The 22740-nt window shown below is 71.9% G+C and carries 18 protein-coding genes; 12 read left to right on the top strand and 6 right to left on the bottom strand.

Annotation, left to right across the window (positions count from 1 at the left end):
* Positions 1 to 47: 47 nt before the first annotated feature.
* Positions 48 to 1724 carry an aminotransferase class I/II-fold pyridoxal phosphate-dependent enzyme gene (locus WMF39_RS16005; RefSeq protein ID WP_437746366.1) on the bottom strand — a complete coding sequence of 559 codons (1677 nt, stop codon included), beginning with the start codon at positions 1722 to 1724 and terminating at the stop codon, positions 48 to 50.
* Between the two features lie 387 nt (positions 1725 to 2111).
* Between WMF39_RS16005 and WMF39_RS16010 the strand changes: the two genes are divergently transcribed.
* The 4 genes from WMF39_RS16010 to WMF39_RS16025 all read left to right on the top strand — a co-directional run bounded on the left by WMF39_RS16010 (position 2112) and on the right by WMF39_RS16025 (position 6754).
* Positions 2112 to 3473 carry a sigma-54-dependent transcriptional regulator gene (locus WMF39_RS16010; RefSeq protein WP_437746367.1) on the top strand — a complete coding sequence of 454 codons (1362 nt, stop codon included), beginning with the start codon at positions 2112 to 2114 and terminating at the stop codon, positions 3471 to 3473.
* Positions 3474 to 3704: 231 nt separating this feature from the next.
* Positions 3705 to 5024: a PhoH family protein gene (locus tag WMF39_RS16015; RefSeq protein WP_437746368.1), complete on the top strand. Its 1320-nt coding sequence runs from the start codon at positions 3705 to 3707 to the stop codon at positions 5022 to 5024.
* 81 nt (positions 5025 to 5105) lie between these two features.
* A complete protein-coding gene (locus WMF39_RS16020; RefSeq protein WP_437746369.1) occupies positions 5106 to 6215 on the top strand; it encodes a tyrosine/phenylalanine carboxypeptidase domain-containing protein in 1110 nt (369 codons plus the stop codon).
* A gap of 326 nt (positions 6216 to 6541) precedes the next feature.
* Positions 6542 to 6754: a hypothetical protein gene (locus tag WMF39_RS16025; RefSeq protein ID WP_437746370.1), complete on the top strand. Its 213-nt coding sequence runs from the start codon at positions 6542 to 6544 to the stop codon at positions 6752 to 6754.
* Between the two features lie 13 nt (positions 6755 to 6767).
* On the opposite strand, the gene WMF39_RS16030 is transcribed toward WMF39_RS16025, so the two are convergent.
* The 4 genes from WMF39_RS16030 to WMF39_RS16045 all read right to left on the bottom strand — a co-directional run bounded on the left by WMF39_RS16030 (position 6768) and on the right by WMF39_RS16045 (position 11726).
* Positions 6768 to 8942 carry a RecQ family ATP-dependent DNA helicase gene (locus WMF39_RS16030; RefSeq protein WP_437746371.1) on the bottom strand — a complete coding sequence of 725 codons (2175 nt, stop codon included), beginning with the start codon at positions 8940 to 8942 and terminating at the stop codon, positions 6768 to 6770.
* A gap of 93 nt (positions 8943 to 9035) precedes the next feature.
* Positions 9036 to 9728, bottom strand: coding sequence for an oxidoreductase (locus WMF39_RS16035; protein WP_437299912.1), 693 nt, complete (start codon positions 9726 to 9728; stop codon positions 9036 to 9038).
* A gap of 407 nt (positions 9729 to 10135) precedes the next feature.
* Positions 10136 to 10654, bottom strand: coding sequence for an NUDIX hydrolase (locus WMF39_RS16040; protein ID WP_437746372.1), 519 nt, complete (start codon positions 10652 to 10654; stop codon positions 10136 to 10138).
* A gap of 475 nt (positions 10655 to 11129) precedes the next feature.
* On the bottom strand, positions 11130 to 11726 hold the full coding sequence (locus WMF39_RS16045; RefSeq protein WP_437746373.1) for an FxsA family protein: 597 nt from the start codon (positions 11724 to 11726) through the stop codon (positions 11130 to 11132).
* A 217-nt stretch (positions 11727 to 11943) separates the two neighbouring features.
* On the opposite strand from WMF39_RS16045, the gene WMF39_RS16050 reads away from it, so the two are divergent.
* Both WMF39_RS16050 and WMF39_RS16055 read left to right on the top strand, forming a co-directional pair.
* Positions 11944 to 13488: a lysine 5,6-aminomutase subunit alpha gene (locus WMF39_RS16050; RefSeq protein ID WP_437746374.1), complete on the top strand. Its 1545-nt coding sequence runs from the start codon at positions 11944 to 11946 to the stop codon at positions 13486 to 13488.
* Positions 13489 to 13787: 299 nt separating this feature from the next.
* On the top strand, positions 13788 to 14522 hold the full coding sequence (locus tag WMF39_RS16055) for an OAM dimerization domain-containing protein (RefSeq protein WP_437746375.1): 735 nt from the start codon (positions 13788 to 13790) through the stop codon (positions 14520 to 14522).
* A 4-nt stretch (positions 14523 to 14526) separates the two neighbouring features.
* On the opposite strand, the gene WMF39_RS16060 is transcribed toward WMF39_RS16055, so the two are convergent.
* Entirely contained in the window at positions 14527 to 15297 is a 771-nt protein-coding gene (locus tag WMF39_RS16060; protein ID WP_437746376.1) for a J domain-containing protein, read from the bottom strand.
* A gap of 264 nt (positions 15298 to 15561) precedes the next feature.
* On the opposite strand from WMF39_RS16060, the gene WMF39_RS16065 reads away from it, so the two are divergent.
* The 6 genes from WMF39_RS16065 to cyoE all read left to right on the top strand — a co-directional run bounded on the left by WMF39_RS16065 (position 15562) and on the right by cyoE (position 22732).
* On the top strand, positions 15562 to 16407 hold the full coding sequence (locus tag WMF39_RS16065) for an SDR family NAD(P)-dependent oxidoreductase (protein WP_437746377.1): 846 nt from the start codon (positions 15562 to 15564) through the stop codon (positions 16405 to 16407).
* Between the two features lie 326 nt (positions 16408 to 16733).
* On the top strand, positions 16734 to 18497 hold the full coding sequence (locus WMF39_RS16070) for a hypothetical protein (RefSeq protein WP_437746378.1): 1764 nt from the start codon (positions 16734 to 16736) through the stop codon (positions 18495 to 18497).
* 44 nt (positions 18498 to 18541) lie between these two features.
* On the top strand, positions 18542 to 19045 hold the full coding sequence (locus WMF39_RS16075) for a T3SS (YopN, CesT) and YbjN peptide-binding chaperone 1 (RefSeq protein WP_012235526.1): 504 nt from the start codon (positions 18542 to 18544) through the stop codon (positions 19043 to 19045).
* A gap of 19 nt (positions 19046 to 19064) precedes the next feature.
* Positions 19065 to 20282 (top strand): hypothetical protein, encoded by a 1218-nt coding sequence (locus tag WMF39_RS16080; protein WP_437746379.1) that lies wholly within the window; start codon positions 19065 to 19067, stop codon positions 20280 to 20282.
* A 196-nt stretch (positions 20283 to 20478) separates the two neighbouring features.
* Entirely contained in the window at positions 20479 to 21369 is an 891-nt protein-coding gene (locus WMF39_RS16085) for a carboxypeptidase regulatory-like domain-containing protein (RefSeq protein WP_437746380.1), read from the top strand.
* Positions 21370 to 21733: 364 nt separating this feature from the next.
* On the top strand, positions 21734 to 22732 hold the full coding sequence (cyoE, locus tag WMF39_RS16090) for a heme o synthase (RefSeq protein WP_437747985.1): 999 nt from the start codon (positions 21734 to 21736) through the stop codon (positions 22730 to 22732).
* Positions 22733 to 22740: the final 8 nt, after the last annotated feature.

Raw genomic sequence — 22740 nt, forward strand, 5'->3', positions numbered from 1 at the left:
GGGAGCGGGCCCGGAGGGCGCTCCTCCCGGCTCACCGGCTTACCGGCTCAGATGACGCCGAACTTCTTGCCGACCTTCTCGAACGCCTCGAGCGCGTGATCGAGGTGCTTGCGCTCGTGGGTCGCCATGTAGCTCGTGCGGAGGACCTGCTGCTTGGGCGGGACGCCGGGCGTGATGAACGGATTCACGTAGAGCGAGTAGTCGTCGAGGAGCGACTTCCACATCATCACGGTCTTGAGATCGTCGCGGATGTAGATGGGGATGACGGCCGTCTCGGTCTTGCCGAGCTCGAAGCCGAGCCGCTGCAGCTCCGTGCGCATGTACGTGAAGTTCTCGCGGAGCTTCTCCTGGCGCCAGGGCTCCTCCTGCATGACCTCCAGCGAGGCCATGGCGGCGGCCACGCAGGGCGGCGCGGCGCTCGCCGCGAAGAGGAAGCTGTAGGCAAAATGCTGAATATAATCGAGCACCTTTCGCTCACCGACGAGCCAGCCGCCGATCGAGGCGAGCGACTTCGAGAAGGTGCCGCCGATGAGGTCGACCTCCTTCTCGAGGCCGAAGTGCGCGGCGGTGCCGCGGCCCCCGGGGCCGATGACGCCGAGCGCGTGCGCGTCGTCGACGAGGAGCCGCGCCTTGTGCTTCTTCACCACCTCGACGATCCCGGGCAGACTCGCGATCTCGCCCTGGGCGCTGAAGACGCCGTCGGTGATCACGAGGGCGCCCTCGGTGTCGGCGAGCTCGGAGAGCGCGCTGTCGAGCGCGGCGGGATCGCTGTGCTTGTAGCGCACCATCCGGGCGCCGGCCGCCTGCGCGAGCCGCACGCCGTCGTAGATGGATGCGTGATCGTCCTTGTCGATCATCGCGACGCTCCGCTTGTTGCTGAGGAGCGCCGAGATGGTCGCGATGTTCACCTGATAGCCCGTCGTGAACACGAGCCCCGCCTCCTTGCCGTGGAAGGCGGCGAGCTTCTGCTCGAGCTCGTTGTGGAGGCGCATCGACCCGTTCACGAGCCGCGAGCCGGTCATGCTGGTGCCGTATTTGTCGATGGCGTTCCGCGCGGCTTCCCGCACCTTCGGGTGGGTCGTCAGCCCGAGGTAGTTGTTCGAGCCGAGCATGATCACGGTCCGGCCCTCGAGCTGCGCCTCGGGGCCGTTGTTGAAGTCGAGCGGGCGGAAGAAGGGGTAGACGCCCATGGCGCGGGCGTTGTCCGCGGTCATGAACTTGTACGCCTTCTCGAACACGTCGCGCCCGCCGATCCGCGACAGCGACGTCCGCGCCGCCATCTGCGTCGCGAGCTGCTGCTCGGCCGCCGCGGCCACGTAGGTGCCGGCGCCGTTCGAGCCCACGCCGTTCACGTGTGTGCGGGCGGCGGCGCGCTCGGCGGTACGCTCGCGCAGCGCGTCGCTGCTCGCCGTGTCCTCCACGACGGACAGCCCCGCGCCCCCCGCGCCGGGCGCGGCGGGCTGGCGGGCCGCCGCGCGGGACGGCGTCGCCACGTGGACGCCGGCCTCGTCGTCGAGCGCGGGATCGATGTTCGGGAGCGCGTGCCCGTTGAGCAGGATGTCCCAGGCCTCCGCGGCCCGCTCCCGGGCGGCGCGCAGGCGGTTCTTCGCGTCCATGACCCCCGTGGCGAGCCGCATCACGCGATCGTTGCTGACGACACGGACGACCACGCCCGACGAGGTGAGCTTCTTTGCTTGGTCGACCAGACGATCCTTCATCCTCATGCCCTGGCTCCTCACGCGATCGAATTAAGGGGCGCGGTCCTGTCCGCGAAAGCCGCTCCGGCGTGCAGGATCGAGGCCTCTCGGGCCCCAGCTGGTTCCCTGCGCGTGTCGCCGCTAAAGCAGCCTGCGCGGGCCGCGTCAACTGCCACCACCGCGTCGTCCCGGCGTGCCGCGAGCGCCGCGAAGCGCCGTCGCCGCGCACGCGCATTCCGCGTCGCGCAGGGGCGTTCGCGTGGTGCGCGGCGACGTTCGCAGAGCTCGCCCGCCAGGAGCCCGCGCGCGCTGCGCCCGACTCCCAAACACCGCGGATGACAGGCTGCGGCAGGGGCAAAGACGCAACTCGTTGCGGAGTGGTGCGCGCCGGTGTAGGAAAAGTTTTCAGGGTGTATGCGCCGTGTCCTAGTCGTTGACGACGAAGAAAACCTGCGCCTCGTGGTGCGCACCTTCCTCAAGCGGGATGGCTACGAAGTCGAGGCGGTCTCGAGCGGCGAGGAGGCGCTCGCGATGGTCGAGACGTTCGGGCCCGACGTCATCCTGACCGACGTGCGGATGCCCAGGATGGGCGGGCTCGATCTGCTGGCGACGCTGAAGGCCAAGGGCAACGAGGCCACGGTCATCGTGATGAGCGCCTACGGCAACGTCGACCTGGCGATCGAGGCGATGAAGGCGGGCGCCTACGATTACCTCCAGAAGCCGTTCAAGGCCGAGGAGGTGCTGCTCACGCTCCGCAAGGCCGAGGAGCGGGAGGCGCTCCGCCGCGAGAACCGCGTGCTGCGCCAGGAGATCCGGCGGGAGAACCTCTTCGAGGAGATCCTCGCGAAGAGCCCGCCGATGCAGGTGATCTTCAAGACGATCGCGAAGGTCGCCGACTACAAGACCACGGCGCTCATCACGGGCGAGAGCGGCGTCGGCAAGGAGCTCGTGGCCCGGGCGATCCACCGGCGGTCGAGCCGCCGCGGCGGTCCGTTCGTCGCGGTCAACTGCGGCGCCATCCCGGAGAACCTGCTGGAGAGCGAGCTCTTCGGGTACAAGCGGGGCGCGTTCACCGACGCGGTGAACGACAGGGCGGGGCTGTTCGAGCAGGCGAACCATGGCACGCTGCTGCTCGACGAGATCGGCGAGCTGCCGCTCCCGCTGCAGGTGAAGCTGCTCCGGGTGCTCCAGGAGGAGACGCTCCGCCGGCTGGGGGACAGCAAGGACATCAAGGTCGACGTCCGCATCCTCGCGGCGACCCACCGCGACCTGATGGCCGAGACGCAGGCCGGCCGGTTCCGCGAGGACCTCTTCTACCGGATCAACGTGCTCCCGATCGCGATCCCTCCGCTCCGCGAGCGGCGGGAGGACATCCCGATCCTCATGGATCACTTCCTCGCGAGGAACAACGCGCGGTTCGGCATCAACATCCGCGGCTTCGAGCCCGAGGCGAGGCGGCTGCTCCTGGAGTACCGCTGGCCGGGCAACGTGCGGGAGCTGGAGAACACCGTCGAGCGCGCCATGGTGCTCTGCGAGGGCGAGCGCATCGGCGAGGCCGACCTGCCCGAGCGGATCCGCGAGGCGCGCGATCCGATCCAGATGCAGCTGACGAGCGGCGAGCTGTCGATCAAGAAGACGTCCCGCGTCATCGAGGAGATCCTCATCCGCCGCGCGCTCCAGAAGACGAAGGGCAACCGGACCAAGGCGGCCGAGGTGCTGGAGATCAGCCACCGGGCGCTGCTCTACAAGATCAAGGACTACCGGATCGATCTCTGACGACGACGGGCCGGCTGGGAGTCGACGGGGACGACGGCGACGGCGCGACGACTGTGGGCGATGTTCCAGATCCGGCCGAGTCGAAGATCGGTATTCTCCAGATGTCCGGGCGAGGCCCGCGCCGATGCATGGGTCAACGCGTGACCGCGCGCGTGACGACAACCAGGCGCGGGCGGCACAACAGCTCTCTTGCGCCCGTCGCTTCAGGCGGCTACGTCGTCCCGCTCCCCCATGAAGAAGAATTACGTTCTCGACGCGAACGTCCTCCTCCACGATCCGCACGCGATCTTCAGGTTCGAGGACAACGACGTCATCATCCCGATCTACGCGATCGAGGAGATCGATCAGTTCAAGCGGGAGGGCTCCGAGCGCGGGCGCAACGCGAGGACGATCGCCCGGCTGCTCGACGAGGTCCGCGGCGCCGGGACGCTCGCGACCGGGGTGCTGCTCGAGAGCGGCGGAACGCTGCGGATCGCGATCCCGGAGCGGCGGCCGGAGCTGCTCGTGGGGCTGGAGTCCGGATCGCAGGACAACGCCATCCTTCAGACGGCGATCGACATCCGCGATCGGCACAAGGATCGGCCGACCATCTTCGTGACGATGGACACGAACCTCCGGATCCGCGCCGACGCGCTCGGGATCCCGGCGGAGACGTACGAGAACCAGCGGGTGCACGACCCGGCCATCGAGCAGTCGGTGGTGGAGCTCGAGGTGCCCGGCGCCGAGGTCGACGCGTTCTTCCAGAACGGCTTTCTCGCCGGCGCCAACCTCGCGGATTTGTTGCCGAATTCTGCGGTGCTGCTCCGCGACGCGGGGGCGCCGAGCCACACGGCGCTCGGCCGGTTCGACGCGGCGCGCGGGCAGATCGTCGCGCTCCGCGTCGGGCGGGAGGGGGTGATGGGGGTCCGGCCGCGCAACAAGGAGCAGGCGTTCGCGCTGGACCTCCTGCTCGACGATTCGGTCCGGCTGATCACGCTGATCGGCAAGGCCGGGACGGGCAAGACGCTCCTCGCGCTCGCGGCGGCGCTCAAGCGGACGACCGAGGACAACGCCTACAGCCGCCTGCTCGTGAGCCGGCCGATCATGCCGCTCGGGCGCGATCTGGGCTTCCTTCCGGGCGACGTGGACGAGAAGCTGAACCCGTGGATGCAGCCGATCTTCGACAACCTCGAGTTCCTGTTCTCGAGCGGCGGCACGAGGCCGGGGCGCGACGCGCGCGGCTTCGTGGAGCTCCTGGAGAGCGGGCAGATCCAGGTCGAGCCGCTGACCTACATCCGGGGGCGCAGCCTGCCGCACCAGTACCTCATCGTGGACGAGGCCCAGAACCTCACCCCGCACGAGGTGAAGACGATCATCACGCGGTGCGGCGAGGGGACCAAGATCGTGCTGACCGGCGACCCTCAGCAGATCGACAACCCGTACGTGGACCACGCGTCGAACGGCCTGCTCGTGGTGGCGGAGCGGTTCAGGCGCGAGCGCATCGCGGGTCACGTGGTGCTCGCCAAGGGCGAGCGCAGCGAGCTCGCGGAGCTCGCTGCGAACCTGCTCTGAGGCGGGTGGCACCGGGCGCGCGGCGCTCTCACGGAGCAGGGGCACACGGGGCGGGGGCGTCTTTGGAAGGAGCGGCGGGCCGTGGCGCGGCGTCCTCGAGCTAGATCGGCCGAGCGGCCGGCGCCTCCGGCGTGGGTGCCGGACGCGGATCGGCTCCTCGGCGCCGCGGCGCGGCGGATCCGCGTCGTCGGGTCGAGCACGCCGGTGAACCTCGTCGAGGAGCTCGCGCGGCTCGCCGCCTCCTGGGCTCGGAGCGGCGGGGAGCTCCCGCGGTTCGCCTACGCGCCCGCGCAGGACCACAGCGATCTCCGGAAGGCGATGGAGGCGGCGGCCGAGCGCCTCGTCGGGCAGGGCGAGCTCGGCGCGGTCTACGCCGGCCGCGCGAGCGAGCTCGCCGCGGAGGCCGCCATCTGCGAGGCCGCGGGCGGGGCCGGGTGCTGGGCCGCCGCGCGCCGCCGCTACGCCGCGCGCGACGCGTTCGACGAGCAGGCGGACGCGCTCGCCGCGGCCTGGGTCGAGCAGGAGGCGGGCGCCGCGTCGAGCGACGAGGAGCGGGTGCGGAGCGATGACGCGCGCTCGCCCCGGTCGCTCGTGTCGCGGATGCGCCGCGAGATCGGGGAGTGGCGCCTGCCCCTCCGGGTCGTGATCGCCGACATCGCGCCGCTCGCCGCGACGGGCGACGGGGTGATCCAGGTCGCGCGGGGGCGCATGCTCACGCGCGACGACGTCGAGCGCACGGTGCTCCACGAGATCGAGGGGCACGCGGCGCCCAGCGTGCGCGCCGCGGCGCGCCCGCTCGGGATCTTCGCGATCGGGACCGCGAACGGGGGCGACGATCAGGAGGGCTGGGCGCTCGCGCGAGAGCGCGCCGCGGGGTACCTGGTCGGCGCCCGCCGGATCGAGCTCGGGCTGCGCCACCTCGCCGCGCGGAGCGTCGAGCGCGGCGCGGGCTTCGTCGAGACCGCGCGGCTCCTCGAGGCGCGCGGCGCGCGCTCCACGGGGGACGCCCTGCGCATCGCGGCGCGTGTCCACCGGGGCGGCGGCCTCGCGCGGGAGGTCGTCTACCTGCCGGCGCTGCTGCGGGTCGAGGCGCTGCTCGTGGAGCAGCCAGCGCTGGGGCCGGTGCTCGCCTCGGGCCGGGTCTCGGTGCGCGCGGCAGCGTCGCTCTCGTCCTGGGCGAGGGAGAGGTGAGGGATCGTGGCTGCCCAGCTCGACCGGGGTTGCCCGCCTCGATCGGGAGGATGGGAAGCCGGGAACAAAAGTCCGATCCTCGCTGAACTTCGCACCTTCCTGTGAAGCCGATCCCATGAAATGAAGGCATCGCCGGCCGGGTGAGGAGCGGGCGAGAAAGGGGGCTGCGTGAAGGGAAGGATCACTCCAGCCGTGCGAGCACGGCATGGAACGCGCTTGACGTGGTGGCCGGCGGGCGGGCTGCCTCGCGCGTGTGGTCGCGTCCGGGTCGACCGCGCGGCGTGCGGCGGCGGTCCTGGGCGCGGATGGGCCGGGCGGAGGCGGGCATGAACTCGAAGAAGGCCATGGAGAGGGAACCCAGACGGCCGCCGAGGGGAGGCGAGGCCCCGACGGTTGTCCTCAAGGGTGACCTCCATGTCCTGGATCTCGGCGCGGGCCTGATGCTCGACGTGTTCATCAACGTCGAGGGGCGCCTGACGACCTTCGTCAGCCTGGATGGCCAGCTCATCGCGGAGCTCCGCGTCACGGGTCTCGCCTGAGGTCCCGGGCCGATCAGGGGCCCGAGAACTCCCGGACGACGCGGAGGATGCCCTCCCCGTAGCTCGAGATCTTCGCCTGCCCCATGCCGCGTGCGAGCGCGAGGTCGTCGAGCGACGCGGGCCGGATCCGCGCGATCTCCCGGAGCGTCCGGTCGTGCGCGATGACGTAGGCGGGCAGCGACTTCTCCTTCGCGAGCGCGGCCCTGTGGGCCCGGAGCGCCTCGAACAGCGGCACGTCGCGCTCCTCTAGCTCGACGCCGAGCTCCGCTTGCGCGCGCGAGGCGGGGAGGGGGGCGCCCGGCGCAGGGCGCGCCGCGTCGTCGTGGGTCGCGGCGGACGAGAGCGCCTGCGGGGCCGGCTGCGTGCGCGCCCGCGGGGAGGGCGCGGCCGCCGGCGAGCGCGCGGCGGACGGGCCCGGCGCCGCGCGGCGCGGCCGCCGGCGCGCGGCGGGGACCGGGAGCCGCACCCGCGCGGGCACGTCTCCGCGCATCACGCGCCAGCCCGCCGGCGTGATGAGGGGGACGGGGAACTCGCCGGTCGTGAGATCGATCCACGCGTTGGCGAGCAGCGCGCGAAGGATCGACATCGCCTCGTCGTGGCTCTTCCTCTCGAGGACGCCGAACGTCGAGAGCCGGTCGAGCCCCATGCGTCGGACGCGCTCGTTCGACTCGCCGATCAGCATCGACGCGACCGCCTGCATCCCGGCGCCGCCCTTCACCCGCGCGACGCCGGCGAGCGCGCGGCGCACGAGGTCGTTGTCGCGGGCGAGCGCGGCCGGGTCGCTCGCCTCGAGGGCGTCGACCTCCAGGCAGACGTCGCAGTGGCCGCAGCCGCCGAGCGACTCTGCCTCGTCGCCGAAGTAGCGGAGGATGAAGTCGTGCCGGCACGTCGCGGCGTCGACGTAGCGGAGCAGCTCGCGGAACAGCCCCCAGGCGCGCGCGGCGTCGTCGGCGCTCGCCTCGACGCCCCCCTCGCCGAGCTGGCAGAGCCGGCGGCGCAGCGCGATGTCCGCGGGCGCGAACAAGAGGAGGCCGCGGGCCGGGGCGCCGTCCCGCCCGGCGCGGCCGACCTCCTGGTAGTACGCCTCGATCGACGACGGCGGCTGGGCGTGCACCACGAGGCGGACGTCGGGGCGATCGATCCCCATGCCGAAGGCGTTCGTGGCCACGACCACGGAGAGGCTGCGATCGGCGAAGCCCGCCGAGATGCGCGCGCGGGACTCGGGGGCGAGCCCGGCGTGGTACGCTTCCGCGTTCCAGCCGGCGTCGCGGAGCGCCTCGGCGAGGCGCTCGGCTCCCTTGCGGGTGGCCGCGTAGACGATGCCCGCCCCGCGGGGCCGGCCGGGATCGCCGAGGGCCTCCAGCAGCGCGCGCGCCGTGCGGCGCCCGGCCTCGCGCGGGCCGTCGACCGCGGAGACCTGCAGGTGGAGGTTGGGCCGGGCGAAGCCGCGCAGGATCACCTTGGGCGGCGGCTCCTCGGGGCCGCGCCCGCTCACCGCATCGCCGCCGCCGTCGCCCGCGCCTTCGGGCGCGGGCAGCGGCCAGCCGAGCCGGCGGATGATCTCGTCGCGCGCGTCGGGGGTCGCCGTCGCGGTGCAGGCGAGGACCCGGGGCGGCCGGAGCCGCGCGAGCGCGGCGCCGATGCGCAGGTAGTCGGGCCGGAAGTCGTGCCCCCACTGGACGATGCAGTGCGCCTCGTCGACGGCGACGAGCGAGAGGCGGCACGCGGCGAGCGCCTCGAGGAACCCGTCGAGGGCGAGGCGCTCGGGCGCGGCGTAGACGAGCTTGTACTCGCCGCGGCGGAGGGCGGCGAGGCGGCGGCCGTTCTCCTCGCGCGCGAGGCTGGACGCGATGAACGTCGCCGGGATGCCGCGCGCCTCGAGGGCGCGGACCTGATCTTCCATCAGGGAGATGAGCGGGCTCAGGACGAGCGCCGTGCCGGGCAGGGCGACGGCCGGGAGCTGGTAACAGAGCGACTTGCCGCCGCCGGTCGGGGCGACCACGAGGACGCGCCCCGCGCCCCCGAGCAGGGCCTCGATCGCCTCGCGCTGCCACGGCCGGAACGCGGCGATGCCGAACCGCTCCGCGAGCACGGCGTCGAGCGACGGCGGCGGGCTCTCCGGCGGGCGCAGCGGGGAGGGGGCGAGGCGCTCGGTCACGATCGGCGAGGGGCGTTCAGCGAGGACCATGGCGGCGTCATCGAGCGAGCGCCGTGCCTGCCGAGAGCCCTAGCATTTTCGCGCGCTTGCGTCGCCCGGTGGGTGGCGGCGCCATGGCGGTGATCAGGCCTGGACGACGCCGATGCCCTTGGCGAGCGCTTCCATGTCGTCGAAGTGATAGACGTGGCGACCGCTGCGCCCGTCGAGCGCGGCGGCGACCATCGCGCCGGCGACGGTCCTCGCGTCGATGGGCCGGTACCTGCGCAGGCCGCCCTTCATCGTGAACCGGAGCGTCTGCGCCGCCGCGACGCCGATGGCCTCGCCCTTCCTGACCTCGCCCCGCTCGCCGAGGAGCAGGCTCGGCCTGAGGACGTGGACCGCCGCGAAGCTCGCCGCCGAGAGCTCCTGCTCGAGCTCGCCCTTCACGCGCAGGTAGAAGCTGGTCGAGCGCGGATCGGCGCCCACGGAGGAGACCAGGACGAACTGCTTCACCCCGGCCTTCTCGGCGAGCCTGGCGACGGTGATGGGGTAGCGATAATCGATCTCGTAGAAGGCCTCTTCGGAGCCGGCCTTGGCGATCGTCGTCCCGAGCGCACAGAACACGTCGCTCACGCCGGCGAAGTCCGCGCCTTCGAGCCGGTCGAAGTCGACGATGCGCTGCGAGAGCCGCGCATCCTCGATCGGGGCCGGGCGGCGGAGCAGGGCGACGACCTTCGTGTACGCTGGCTGTTGCACGAGGAGGCGCAGGCAGTGGCCGCCGACGAGGCCCGTTCCTCCCACGATGAGAGCTGTCTTGTCGACCGTCATGTCTTCCATGTCCGTGCGGAATCACCCGCGGAGAGCGCCGCCGCGGGGATCCACAGCCGTACCACGCAGCGTAACGCAAGCGGCGCGCGAACCATAGCGGCCGGCCGTGCAGGGCGCGCGCGGACCGACGGCGCGGCCCCCCCACGCTTCCTTTCCTGGTGTGTCCGGGCGCTACATGCTCTGTCCTTGAAGAGTCAGGCGCCAGTCACGCGCCGCGCTCGCCCGGAGCAGCATAGACGGACGACCGCAGCGCTCCATCGAGCTGCTGGCTCTGGAGATGGCCGTACCCTGAAGGGGGAATGATCGCACATCTCCTTTGATCCCGCAGGCGCCTCTCAAAGCGAGCGTGCGAGATGTGCCTTGAGCGGGGCGCCCGTCGACTGCGCCGCGGCGGCGCTGGGCCCCCGCGCGGGTCCTCACGTGAGCGGCGCGCTGGCGACCTTCTGCGAGCGCTTCGCGCGCTGGGCGTGGAAGGCCTTGACCGCCATCGGGATGACCAGCTCCCGGTGCTTGGGTACCAGGTTGTTCGGCAGCTGCTCGACTGGCCACCAGGTGCCCGTCGCCGGGACCTCGGCGAGCTTCGCCTGATGGACCCGGGAGAGCATCCAGCCGCGCGCGGCGGCCGAGAAGTAGTCGCCGACGAACGTGAAGTCGGAGATCGTCATCCCGACCCGGTGGAAGACGTGCTCGGGCTGCTCGCCCGGCGAGAGGACGCTGCCAGGGCAGCACCACTCTCCAGGGCCTGCCGCCGACGCTCCGCGCTGTGTCAGGAGCACCTCGAGGGCGCCAGAGTCCGCGTTCCTCCGGAGGCATACGGCGTCCGCGGCGAGGTGGATGGGGAGCCGGGAAAGAGCGTTGATGAGCGAGCTGCCGAGCGGCTCCCGTGGATCGACGTACCCGAGGAGCCAGCCGGCCATCGACTTGATGAGCCTCATCTGGGCACCCTCCGCGAGCGCGTGCGGCGGGGCCGCTGGAGCACCGCCCGCCGGGCGTTCAGGCGAGCGCGTCGGCGCTGTTCAGGGCTGGACGTCGTGCCAGGATCGTTCTTCGCGCTGCTGCCGGGGCGGCGCGGCCGGGTCGATGGGATCGAGGTTCGAGTTGGATCTTTCATAGAGGTTGCTGCGTTGGTGTCGTTGTGCGTTGTTGCGTCATGTTGGACAGGTTCAGATCTTCATGTCGTTTCTCCTGGGATGTCGGGCTGCGCCGACGACGTTGATGAGCCTACAATGCGCTCTGTTTCTTTGTCGTTTCAGTCGTGCAGCTCGGACGTGAATCGTTGTCCTGCGTCGTCGCTCGCGTGTCTCGCCGAGCTCCTGACGCCGGTGTTCGGGTGTCGTGGGTGAGAGTCGCTGGTGCTCCGGGCAGCGCGAGCGCGCATGCGTTCGCCGGGGCATCGATGACATCGAGGTGTCAGCCGGGCAGCCGTCGCGTCGCCCGCGCTGGCCCGCCGGCCTCATCGTCGTCGGCGCCCTCGGTCACCTCCGCATCGACGTCGATGACCTGCCATGACGCCGGTTGCCCGCGGGACGCGCGAGCGCGCCCCTCGGCGCGCTCGCCGAACGGTCCGCCGCTCAGGTCGATGACCCTCATGCTGAAGAACGCGCCGTCGCCGGGGCCGCCAACACCGATGCCGGCGGCGCTCGCCGCGGCCACCCGCCGCTCGAACCGCTCCCGCACCGCCGCCGCGATGCGGCGGCGCACCGGCGGGAGCAGGAGCAGGAGCCCTGCCACGTCGGTCAGCACCCCCGGCGTGACGAGCAGGGCCGCCCCGAGGAGCACGAAGAGCCCTCCCGTGAGCCCCTCGTCCGGGACGCGCCCCGCGGCCATCGCGCCGCGCCACGAGGCGAGCACCTTGAGCCCCTCGCGCTTCGCGAGCGCTGCGCCGAGGACCGCCGTCCCGAGCGCGATCGCCACGGTAGGCCAGAAGCCGATGACGTCGCCGATCGACAGGAGGAGCCAGAGCTCCAGGATCGGGAGCGCCGTGAAGAGCAGGATGAGCTTGCCCATGACCCCCGTCGTCTAGCGCCGCCCGCCGCGCCGCGCACGCGTGGGGCCGCCCGCCGCCGGCGTCGCCGCCGAGCGCCGTCATCGCACACCGCGCCGCGCCGTCATCGGCCGCCGCTGAGTCCCGCGAGGCCGGCTGTTCCATGCTCCGCCATGGTTCCTGCGCCGGAGTACCGGCCGCGGTGAGAGTGCGCTAAGACCGTTTGCCCCGGAGAAATCCATGACGACTGTCCCCGTGGAGCAGGAAAAGGTGGAGGCGTGCCGCGCGTTTGCCGCCGACATCGCCGACGAGGTGCAGCGCTTCATCGACCGCCACACAACGGTCGGCGTCGAGCGCACCGTCGCCCGCGCCTACGGCGTGGTCGGCGCCGACGCCGAGGGGACGCCGCTCGTGAACGCGCTCGTCGATCGCATCCACAGGGCGGGGCAAGCCGGCCGCGGCGTCGCGTACCACCTCGGCCGGGCGCTCTACGAGGGCGCCGGCTCCGTGCAGGAGGCCGCGGAGATGCTGGCGTTCAGCGAGGCGGCCGACCTCGGCGCGGGGCCCTCCGCGGCCGAGGCGCGCGGCGCGCTCGAGGCCGCGACGCGGGAGGCGATCGCCCGGATCGACGGGGCCCGCGACGAGCGCGAGGCCAACAAGGCGGCGCACCGGGTCGGCGTCGCGCCGCTCAAGTACGTCATCGTCGCGACGGGCAACATCTACGACGACGCCGTGCAGGCCAAGGCCGCCGGGTTCGCCGGCGCCGACATCGTCGCCGTGATCCGCGCGACCGCCCAGTCGCTCCTCGACTACGTCCCGGAGGGGCCGACCACCGAGGGATACGGCGGCACGTACGCGACCCAGGAGAACTTCAGGATCATCCGCCGCGCCACCGACGAGGCGACCCGCGACACCGGCACCTACCTCGCGCAGACGAACTACTCGTCCGGCCTCTGCATGAGCGAGATCGCCTGGATGGCGGCGGTGGAGCGGCTCGACATGCTGCTCAACGACGCGATGTACGGGATCCTGTTCCGCGACATCAACATGCAGCGGACGTTCATCGATCAGTATTTCTCCCGCAGGATCATCGCGAGGAGCGGCATCGTCATCAACACGGGAGAGGACAACTACCTCACGACCGCCGACGCGGTCGAGAAGGCCCATACGGTGCTCGCGTCGCAGTTCATCAACGAGGCGTTCGCGCGGCGCGCGGGCCTCCGCGAGGAGCAGATGGGCCTCGGCCACGCCTTCGAGATCGACCCCTGGCTCGAGGACAGCCTCCTCTTCGAGCTCGCCCAGGCCCAGCTCGTCCGGCAGATCTTCGACCGGCACCCGATCAAGTGGATGCCGCCCACCAAGTTCAAGACAGGCGACATCTTCCACAGCCACGTCCACGACGCGATGTTCAACCTGGTCGGGATCACGACCGGCCAGTCGATCGAGCTGCTCGGGATGTTCAGCGAGGCGGTCCACACACCGCTCCTCATGGACCGGTATCTCTCGCTGAAGAGCGCCCGCTACATCTTCACCGCGGCGCGGCACCTCGGCGACGAGATCCAGTGGAAGCCAGGCGGCATCGTCGAGCGGCGCGCCCGCGAGGTCCTCGACAAGGCGCACGAGCTGCTGCGGGAGGTCGAGCAGGAGACCGTCTGGGACGCCATCGGGCGCGGCGCGTTCGGCGACGTCAAGCGCACGCGCACCGGGGGGAAGGGGTACTCGGGGGTCGTCGCGCGCCACCCGGAGTACCTGAACCCGATCCTCGAGGTCCTGGAGCGGTCGTAGCCCCGGCCTGCTGCGCTGTCCCGGTCGAGGGCCTTCGAGCTTCGGGCGCGCCGCGAAGGACGGGATTCCCAGGACAACCTCCGAGAGGGCCGGAGCGTCAGCGCGCCGGAAGACATTCTTCCTGACTTGGCATCTTCTGTGCGCCGAAGCATGGCTGAAGCGTGGAAGCGTGGAAGCATGGAAGCATGGAAGAAGCGCGCTCTCGCCCCCTCGATCGCGCTGGCCGCGCGGCGCCGCATGGCGATACTGTCAACGATGGATGGGCTCTTTCGGCCCCCTGGCTGTAGACAGAGGTGAGCATGACACTGCGAAACATCCTGCGTGCGTATGGCGACCGAGAGGGGGACGGGATGGTCCAGATGTCGTTCACGCTCCGCGTCCTGCCGGGCGACCGCGCGCGCGAGGCGGCGAAGCGCTTTGCCGAGTCGCACGGCCTGCGCGAGCCGCTGGTCACGGCGATGGAGCAGGCCAGCCGGGAGCACACGTATTTCGTCGTTTACGGGCACTCCCAGCACGGGGTCGACCTCTCGGACATCGAGGTCCAGGAGCTCGCCGCCCAGCCGCTCACGCGGGACGACATCGAGGCGCAGGCGAAGAAGCTCGGCCGGAAGATCGTGGTCGTCGGGGCCTGCACGGGCAGCGACGCGCACACGGTGGGCATCGACGCCATCCTGAACTACAAGGGGTTTGCTGGCGAGAAGGGGCTCGAGAGCTTCAAGTGCTTCGACGCCCACAACCTCGGCGCGCAGGTCGAGAACGCCGAGCTCTGCGAGAAGGCCAAGGCGCTCGGCGCGGACGCGATCCTGGTCTCGCAGGTGATCACCCAGCGGAACTGCCACAAGGAGAACGCGGCGGCGCTCGTCGACCTGGCGACGCGCCAGGGCTTCCGGGACAAGGTGATCCTGCTGCTCGGCGGCCCGCGCATCGATCACAACCTGGCCGTCGAGCTCGGCTTCGACGCTGGCTTCGGCCCGGGCACCAAGCCGATCACCGTGGCGTCGTTCCTGATCGAGCGCCTCGTGGGCCGGGCGTAGGCGGTCAGGCGACGAGCAGGTGGTAGGCGGCCGAGAGCTCGGCGAACCGCGCGGTGCGCTGGGCGCCGTCGCCGGCGTGCGCGGCGCGGTCGGGGTGCAGGGACGCGGCCAGGCGGCGGAATGCGCGGCGGATCTCGGCCTCGGTCGCGCCCTCGCGCAGGCCCATCACATCGAGCGCCCGGCGGCGCGGCTCGTCCGCCCGAGCGGCGCGCGGCGGCGCGCCCGCCGGCCCGCTGTGCGCGGCGCGCGCCGACGAGCCGGCGCGCCGCTGCCGATCCCGCGCGCGCGGGCGGCCGTGGAGGAAATCGCTCGGCGGGAGCGGGCCGGTCTGCCGCAGCGACCCGGCGAGGGGCCTCGCCGTGTGGAAGCAGATGGTCGCCTCCTCGATGCTGAAGAGCGCCTCGAGGCGCGCGCGGAGCTGGATCCGGAGCGCGCGGTCGACCGCGGTCGCCGGGATGAGCCCCGCCGCCACGAGCACCTCGCCGGTCCGGCGCCCCCGGTGCGCGGCGACGAGCGCGGCGAGCCGCTGGATCGACGGCTCGGGCGCGGAGCCCTCCTTCGCGAGGATCTCGCCGAGGCGGGGCACCCGGAGCGGCGTCTCGACGGCCGTGACGAGGCCGGAGAAGAGCTGGATCCGGTGCTGGCGGCCCGGCACCGTCGAGCCGCTCGGCGTCCGGAGCTCGCAGAGCTCCAGGAGCCCGGTGGTCTTCTCGCGGTGCAGCGCGCCGAGCAGGTCTCCCAGGGTCGACGTGGAAAGGCGGCTGGGCAGTTGCATCGAAGGCGGCGTTATCACTGCCGCGCTCGATCGGCCAAAGAAGCGGCGCGGGCGCTCGGGCGAGCGGCCGTCGCCCTGGCCGGACGGGCTCGCTCGCGCGCACCGTCGCTCGGCGCTCGCTCGGCCCTCGCTCGGCCCTCGCTCGATTGCGTTGCGCGCGCCTGCGCGCACGAATGTGTGCCCGGGCCGAGGCCCGCCGTGCGAAGCTCCGCGCGAAAACGGCACGGCGCACCGCGCCGGCGCGCGGATCAGGAGGAATCTGCGATGGGCTTGCTCGACGGAAAGGTCGCGATCATCACGGGAGCCGGCGGCGGGATCGGCCGCGAGGAAGCGCTGCTGTTCGCCCGGGAGGGCGCGAAGGTCGTCGTCAACGACCTCGGCGGGACGCGCGACGGATCGGGCTCGAGCGACGCGATGGCGGCGCAGGTCGCGGAGGAGATCAAGGCCGCGGGCGGGCAGGCCGCGCCGAGCTTCGACAGCGTGGCGACCCCCGAGGGCGCGGCGAAGATCGTGAAGACCGCTGTCGATGCGTTCGGCCGGGTCGACATCCTGGTGAACAACGCGGGAATCGTCCGCGACAAGACGCTCCTCAAGATGGATGAGGGCATGTGGGACGCCGTCATCGCCGTTCACCTGAAGGGGACGTTCCTTTGCACGCAGGCCGCTGCGAAGCAGATGGTCGCGCAGGGCGGGGGAGGGCGGATCGTCAACACAACGAGCGTCTCCGGGATGCTCGGCAACTTCGGGCAGGCCAACTACGCGGCTGCCAAGGCCGGCATCTACGGCATCACCCGCACCGCCGCGATCGAGCTGCAGAAGCAACGGATCACCGTCAACGCGATCGCGCCCATCGCCAAGACCCGGTTGACGGAGGATCTGCCCATGTTCCAATCGGCGGGTGACACGCTGACGCCGGCGCACGTGGCGCCTGCGGCGCTGTTCCTCGCGTCCGACCTGTGCGCCGACAAGACCGGCAACGTCCTCGCCGTCGCCGGTGCGCAGATGTACATTTACAAGGTCGTCCAGAGCCCCGGGAAGTTCAAGGACGAGGGCGGCGTCTGGACGGCGCAGGAGATCGCGGATCACTGGGACGCGATCATCAAGCTCTGATCGTGGCGCCGGCGCGACGGCGCAGGGCGCCTCGCCGAGGGCGGGCGCGGCCGGGGCACCGGCGCGCCCGCCCTGGGCTGCTTCCCGCGGACCGCGTCGCACGCGCGGCGCGGACGATGCGGCTGCGCGCGAGCCGACCGTTGCTGCGCTGATCCCTGGATGCTAGGTTCGAACCGCTTCCGGGGTACGTTTGGCGCATCGGCGCACTGTTCGAGCAGGTCGTTCACGCGGAGTCTGGAGGTGCCACCGGTGACCGTCTTTCGCTGCTGTTACGCCTGCGCCATGTCGCGCGGTGCGGCCTCTGCAGCGCGGAGGCGTTGAGCGCCGTGTCGCGTGACGCCCACATCCCGCTCGCCCTGTGGATCTGCGCGGCGATCGTGGCGCACATGGCGGGCGGCGGCGGCGCCGTCGAGGTGGCGCAGGTCATCGAGGATCGCGCCCAGCTCCGCCAGATGGTCCACGCGGTGAGGGATGGCCTCCGGCCGGGCGACACGACGTTCGAGATCCTGACCGACGGCGCGGCGCTCACGCCGCCCCCCGCCCCGCTCGCGCCGCCCGAGCGACCGTCGGACAGCGAGCCGGACAAGGACGCGACGCCCGATCCGCAGCAGCCGAAGCCCGAGCCGACCAAGGCGGCGACGATCCCGCCGCGGAAGCCGCCGAAGGCTGAGCCACCGCGCCAGGCGAAGGCGCCTCCGCCCGCGCCGCCAAAGCCTGAGCCGCCCAAGGAAGAGGTGGCCAAGATCGTACCGGTCCAGCCGGCGCCGCCGCCGCCGCTGCCGCCGGCGGATCAACGGATCGCCGTCCGCCAGCATGTCCAGAAGGACCAGCAGGACAACCCCGAGGCGAACCGGATCGCGGACGACGCCAACAAGGTCGACGAGGAGACCATGGCGCAGATCCGCTCGAAGGATCAGGACGATCCCGAGCCGACGCCCGGGACGCCGTCGGGGCCGAAGGCGCCGACGGACAGGGTCGGCGACAGCGACCACGATCACAGCGGCCACAGCGAGGAGCGCGCCGGCAACGAGCAGCACGCGCCCGGCGAGGGGAACCCCGAGAGCGAGAGCGCGGAGCACCACAGCCCGGCGTCGCCGGCGCAGGCAGCGCAGGCCTCCCGGGCGGCGTCCCCCCCGAGCGTGCCGGGCGCGAGCGGCGGCGCTCGCGTCGCGCAGGCCTCTCCCGCGCTTCCGCCGCCGGAGAAGGGCGCCGCGGGCGGCTCCGGCCCGGCGTCGCCCGAGGTGATCGACGGCGCGCGCGGCGGCTATACCCTCAATCCGGCGAACCCGGGCGGCGACGGCAAGAGCCGCGTGGCCGGCAAGAAGGCGACGCCGCAGCCCTACCAGAGCCCGGTCCGCGTCGGCTCGATCGGCCTCGGCGCGCCGGGGCTCCCCGGCGGGGCCAACCTCAACCTGGACATGGCCGGCGTGCAGGCGGCCGTCGGCAACGAGAAGCTCAGGGCGGAGCGGGCCTCGGACGGCGCCTCCCGCAGGAGCGCGCACCGGGGCTCGTGGGAGACGACGGACAAGTGGAAGAAATGGCGTGCCGCGATCGAGAACTACGATCCCTCGGTCAAGCCCGGCAACCAGACCTCGCTCAACGCCGCGCGGGTGCCGTTCGCGACGTACATCAACATGATCCACAACCGGCTCCACCCGATCTTCGCGGAGGAGTTCCTGGCGTCGCTCGAGAGCTTGCCCTCCGGGCACGCGTTCAACCAGAACCGGGTCACGCACGTGGAGATCGTCCTGAACAAGGACAGCGGCAGCGTCGTGCGTCTCGGGGTCACGAGGCCGAGCGGGATGACGGCCTTCGACATCGTCGCGCTGAACTCGGTGCACCGCGCGTCGCCGTTCGGCAAGGCGCCGGACGCGATCGTCTCGCCGGACGGCAACGTGTACCTTCACTGGGAGTTCCACCGGGATCCGTACGACGCGTGCTCGACCCGCAATGCCCGCCCGTTCCTGCTGAAGGCGCCCTCCGGCGCCGCCCCGATCGAGCCGGCGCCTGTGCGCAAGGGGCCGCGCCCCGTCCCGGGCGACGAGGGGGCGCCTGCGCCGCCAGGTCCGCTGCTTCCGCTCAGGCGTTAGGTCCCGGCTCTGCACCGGGACCGCGGCGATGTATTCTCCGCGTCATGCCGAAGGATTCCGACGAGGCCGTTCGAGTGACCAACGCGCGCATCGAGGCGGCGCTCGCGGATTCCCCGGCGTTCACCCGAGTCGAGCCGCAGTTCTACGTCGTTCGCCAGGGGACCGCGTACGTCTACCTTCATGTCCTTCCCTGGGCGCCCGATCGCGCGCTCGTGCGGCTCGTCGCGCAGCTCGCCCGCGGCGTCGAGATGACGCCGGACCTCGCGATGAAGCTGCTCCGCCTGAACGCGCGCATCCGCTTCGGCGCCTTCGGTTACGTCGCGCAGGGCTCGTGTGTGGTCATCGTCCACACGCTCCTCGGCGGCGAGACGCTCGACGCCGACGAGATCCTGGTCGCCCTCCGGGATCTGTCCGTGCTCGCGGACGAGTACGACGATCGCATCGTCGAGGAGGCCGGCGGCCAGCGGATGCAGGACCTGATCGACGCCTCGGCGACCGCCGCGGTCTTCACGGATCTCGAAGCCCCCCGCGCCTGGGACAAGGGCTGAGCGACGGGCGCTGTTCTTCATGCTCCTCACCATCGATCTCCCACCCAAAGGCCCTCCTCCCTCCGCCGCGCCGGACACCGCTGCCTCGCCCCGTCGCGAGGAGGGCGGCGAGCCTCCGCCCGCAGAGCGCCGGTCCTCCGCCGCCGGGCGGCCTCCGCTCGCCGGCCTGCCTGTGCTCGCGCTCATCCGGCCGCTCGCCGTCCTCGCCCTGCTCGCGATGATCCTCGGCCGCATGGTCGCGCCGGCGATGGTCGGCCTGGCGGTGGGCATCGAGCGCGCTGTCCACACGATCGAGCTCGCCGGCGCCGGCGCCTCGCAGCTCTTCGCGATCGGCGCCATCGTGGTCGCGATGGCGCTGATCAGCGCGGTCGTGCGGAGCCGCGTCCCGTACGCGCTACGGATCGGCGCGATCGTCGCGGGCAGCTTCGTCATCCTGGTCGTGCTGCACGCGACCGTGCAGCGCGTGCCCGATCTATCCGCCGCGCTCATCGGCGTGAGCGCCGCGATCCTCGCGCTCGGCAGCGCGTGGGAGGCGCTCCGCGTCCCGTTCGTGCGGCCGGTCGCGGCCGCGCTCGGGCTCGTCGGCGCCTCCGCGCTCGTGCGGCTCGCCGGCGTCCTCCTTGCCGTCTGGGCGAACGACCGCGGCTCGAAGGCGCTCGCCGGCGCGACGAGCTCTGTCGCGACCGCCGCGTTCGCGCTCGATGCGCTGGCCGTCCTCGCGGCGACGGTCGCGCTCGGCGCGGGCCGCGAGGCGCGGCCGCGTGACGCCGAGCCGCCGCGGCCGCGCCTCGTGAGCCCGCTCTCGCTGGTGGCGCTCGCGTCGGCGCTGTTCGCCACGCGGGCGGCGCTCGCGGGCGCCGCCGACGACGCATCCATCGTCGAGGCGCTCTTCCGCCGCGCGCTCGACCGGCTGCTCACCCGCCCCGCTCCGGTCGTGCCGCTCTCGATGCAGCTCTTCGTCGCCGCCCTCTCGGTGGTGGTCGTCGCGCTCGCGATCGTCGCCCCGCCGCGGCTGCCGGCGCTGGGCGGCGCGCTCGCGTTGCTGCTCGTCGCGGGCAGCGCCCCGGAGGTGCCGCTCGGCGCGCTGTCGCTGGTGATCGCCGCCCTCTGCATCGCGCTCGTGGCCCGCGACGAGCGCGGCTTCTGGGCGGCCATGCTCGCGAACGAGCGCGAGCGCACCTCGAGCTCGCTCCCGGGCGCCGGGAAACCGGACATCACCGGCGGCGCGTCAGGTTGACGCGAGCGACGACACTCGTTAAGCACGCCCTCGCTGTGCGGAAGAACAGCGCGCGGCATGCCACCCGCTGCTCGCCAGAAGGACGCGGGGGGAGCCGCCGCCCGGTCCAGACGGTCCCTCCTTAAAAAGGCCAGATCAGGCTCGGAGGGGCGCGAACCAGGCTCGCGTGGCGCGCCGCGGGCGCGGGAGAGTCCTCATGCATCGTCGCGATCTCGCCTCGCTCTCTGCTCTCGCGCTCACCGCGCTGGCGCTCGCAGGGTGCCCCGAGGAGCCCTCGAGGCCCAGCGGCGGCACGGCCGCGACCGCCACCACGGCGACGCCCCCGGTGGCCTCGGTCGAGAAGCCCGCCGCGGCCCCGCAGGGGTCTGAAGCGCCGAAGGCCACGGCGCAGGAGGCCGCCCCGGCTGCCCCCGCGGGCAAGGGGATCATCAAGGGGGTCGTCAGGTTCACCGGCAAGCCGGTCGAGATGAAGGTCCCCACCGCGCGCAAGGACGCCCCGGTCTGCCAGGACAAAGATGTCCTGTACAACGCTGTTGTCGTCAACGATGGCAAGCTCAAGGACACCTTCGTCCGCATCGCGGTCGGAGGCGTGCCGGGCAGCTGGAAGGCGCCCGACGCGCACGCGGTGGTCGACCAGCAGGACTGCATGTATGTGCCGCGCATCCAGGGCGTGGTCTCCGAGCAGCAGGTCGACATCAAGAACAGCGACCGGACGCTGCACAACGTGCACACCTACAAGGGCTCTGAGACGCTGTTCAACCAGGCGCAGCCGGGGGGCGCCGCGCCGCTCACGAAGGCGTGGAAGGACGGCATCATCAAGCTCACCTGCGACGTCCACCCGTGGATGCGCGGCTTTGTCGTGGTGACGGATCACCCGTTCTTCGCCGTGAGCGGCGATGACGGCTCGTTCACGATCGAGAAGGTCCCTGCCGGCAAGTACAAGCTCGAGGCGTGGCACCCCCACCATGGCCTGAAGACGGCCGACGTCACGGTCGCGGACGACAAGCCCGCCCAGGTCGCGTTCACGTACGCCGGCACCGAGCCTGAGCCGGCGGAAAACAAGGACGAGCTCAAGGGTCTTTGGTGAGATCCATGGCAGCGCCTGCAGCAGGCGTCGACCCGCCCCGGACCGCCCGGCTGGCGGCGAGCTGCGCGGTGGAGCGACCTTTCCAGGCTCGCTCGACGCGCAAAGAACGGATGAGCACGCCACGACGGTTGCCGCAAGGTGACTCGTGCCCTAAAGGGAGGCGGGCGACAACTGACGAACTCGACTCCCCGAGCCGTGTTGTGCGCGCTAGTCTCCCGGCCCCGATGCTGTTTTCTCCCGCCTCCCGCGCTCCGGTGATGACGTCGTTTTTCAGTGCAGCTGTCCCGAGACCAGGGATCCTCGGGGATGTCGCGCGAGCGCGCGGCGCGGGCGCCGGGCACAGCAGCGAGGTGCGCGCGTGACCATGAGCGTCGAGCAGGCCGCCGAGCGCGCCCCGGTCCCTTACGTTCGCCAGGCCGAGCCGTCCGAGGGCGGCGGCTGTGCGGTCCCCACGAGCGCGCGCCCGCTGCTCAAGGGAGCGGCCGATCTCGTGAGCCTCACCAAGCCGCGCATCACGAGGATGGTGGTCGCGACGATGCTCGGCGGCATGTGGGTCGCGAGCCGTTATCTCCGCGCCGGACTGGCGGGAGAGGCCGCGATCGAGCGCGCGGCGGTGCCGCCGGCGCAGCTTGCGCTGGCGTTGCTGGGGACGGTGCTCGTCGTGTCCGGCGCCAACGCGCTCAACATGTACATCGAGCGCGACACCGATCTGCTGATGGAGCGGACGCGGAGCCGTCCCTTGCCGGCGCGGCGGCTTTCGCCGGAGCTGGCGCTCTGGTTCGGGATCGCGCTCTCGGCCGCCTCGATTCCGGTGCTGCTCATCGGGGTGAACGCGACCACGGGCGTGCTCGCCGCGGCGGCGCTGCTCAGCTACGTCCTCGTCTATACCCCGCTCAAGCGCAGGACGACGCTGTCGCTGCCGATCGGCGCGATCCCCGGCGCCATCCCGCCGCTGCTCGGGTGGACGAGCGTCACAGGGCAGATCGACGCGCCCGGCTTCCTGCTCTTCGCTGTCATGTTCCTCTGGCAGATCCCGCATTTCCTCGCGATATCGCTCTTCCGTCAGGACGAGTACCAGCGCGCGGGGCTCAAGGTGCTGCCGCTCGAGAAGGGCGATCTCACGACACGGCGCCACATCGTCGGCTACCTCGCGCTGCTCGCGCTGTCCTCGGTGCTGTTCGTGCCGTTCGGCGTGGCGGGCCCTGTTTACCTCGGCGCCGCGGTCTTCCTCGGCGGCGCGTTCTTCGGGCTCGGCGTCTACGGTCTCCGCGCGGGCACCGGCGCTCGCTGGGCGCGTCAGGTCTTCTTCGCCTCCATGGTTTACCTGGTGCTCCTCTTCGCTGCGCTGATGATCGGCGCCTGAGCGGCGCC

This window comes from Sorangium sp. So ce1504 (assembly GCF_051521635.1).
GTDB classification, from domain to species: Bacteria; Myxococcota_A; Polyangia; order Polyangiales; family Polyangiaceae; genus Sorangium; species Sorangium cellulosum_B.

Bases quoted from the DNA above. Each gene is read 5' to 3' on its own strand.
- WMF39_RS16015 (WP_437746368.1), top strand. From the start codon at position 3,705: ATGAAGAAGAATTACGTTCTCGACGCGAACGTCCTCCTCCACGATCCG.
- WMF39_RS16075 (WP_012235526.1), top strand. From the start codon at position 18,542: ATGCCGAAGGATTCCGACGAGGCCGTTCGAGTGACCAACGCGCGCATC.
- WMF39_RS16025 (WP_437746370.1), top strand. From the start codon at position 6,542: ATGAACTCGAAGAAGGCCATGGAGAGGGAACCCAGACGGCCGCCGAGG.
- WMF39_RS16085 (WP_437746380.1), top strand. From the start codon at position 20,479: ATGCATCGTCGCGATCTCGCCTCGCTCTCTGCTCTCGCGCTCACCGCG.
- WMF39_RS16065 (WP_437746377.1), top strand. From the start codon at position 15,562: ATGGGCTTGCTCGACGGAAAGGTCGCGATCATCACGGGAGCCGGCGGC.
- WMF39_RS16080 (WP_437746379.1), top strand. From the start codon at position 19,065: ATGCTCCTCACCATCGATCTCCCACCCAAAGGCCCTCCTCCCTCCGCC.
- WMF39_RS16050 (WP_437746374.1), top strand. From the start codon at position 11,944: ATGACGACTGTCCCCGTGGAGCAGGAAAAGGTGGAGGCGTGCCGCGCG.
- WMF39_RS16005 (WP_437746366.1), bottom strand. From the start codon at position 1,724: ATGAGGATGAAGGATCGTCTGGTCGACCAAGCAAAGAAGCTCACCTCG.
- WMF39_RS16035 (WP_437299912.1), bottom strand. From the start codon at position 9,728: ATGGAAGACATGACGGTCGACAAGACAGCTCTCATCGTGGGAGGAACG.
- WMF39_RS16055 (WP_437746375.1), top strand. From the start codon at position 13,788: ATGACACTGCGAAACATCCTGCGTGCGTATGGCGACCGAGAGGGGGAC.
- WMF39_RS16040 (WP_437746372.1), bottom strand. From the start codon at position 10,654: ATGAGGCTCATCAAGTCGATGGCCGGCTGGCTCCTCGGGTACGTCGAT.
- WMF39_RS16030 (WP_437746371.1), bottom strand. From the start codon at position 8,942: ATGGTCCTCGCTGAACGCCCCTCGCCGATCGTGACCGAGCGCCTCGCC.
- WMF39_RS16060 (WP_437746376.1), bottom strand. From the start codon at position 15,297: ATGCAACTGCCCAGCCGCCTTTCCACGTCGACCCTGGGAGACCTGCTC.
- WMF39_RS16010 (WP_437746367.1), top strand. From the start codon at position 2,112: ATGCGCCGTGTCCTAGTCGTTGACGACGAAGAAAACCTGCGCCTCGTG.
- WMF39_RS16045 (WP_437746373.1), bottom strand. From the start codon at position 11,726: ATGGGCAAGCTCATCCTGCTCTTCACGGCGCTCCCGATCCTGGAGCTC.
- cyoE (WP_437747985.1), top strand. From the start codon at position 21,734: ATGAGCGTCGAGCAGGCCGCCGAGCGCGCCCCGGTCCCTTACGTTCGC.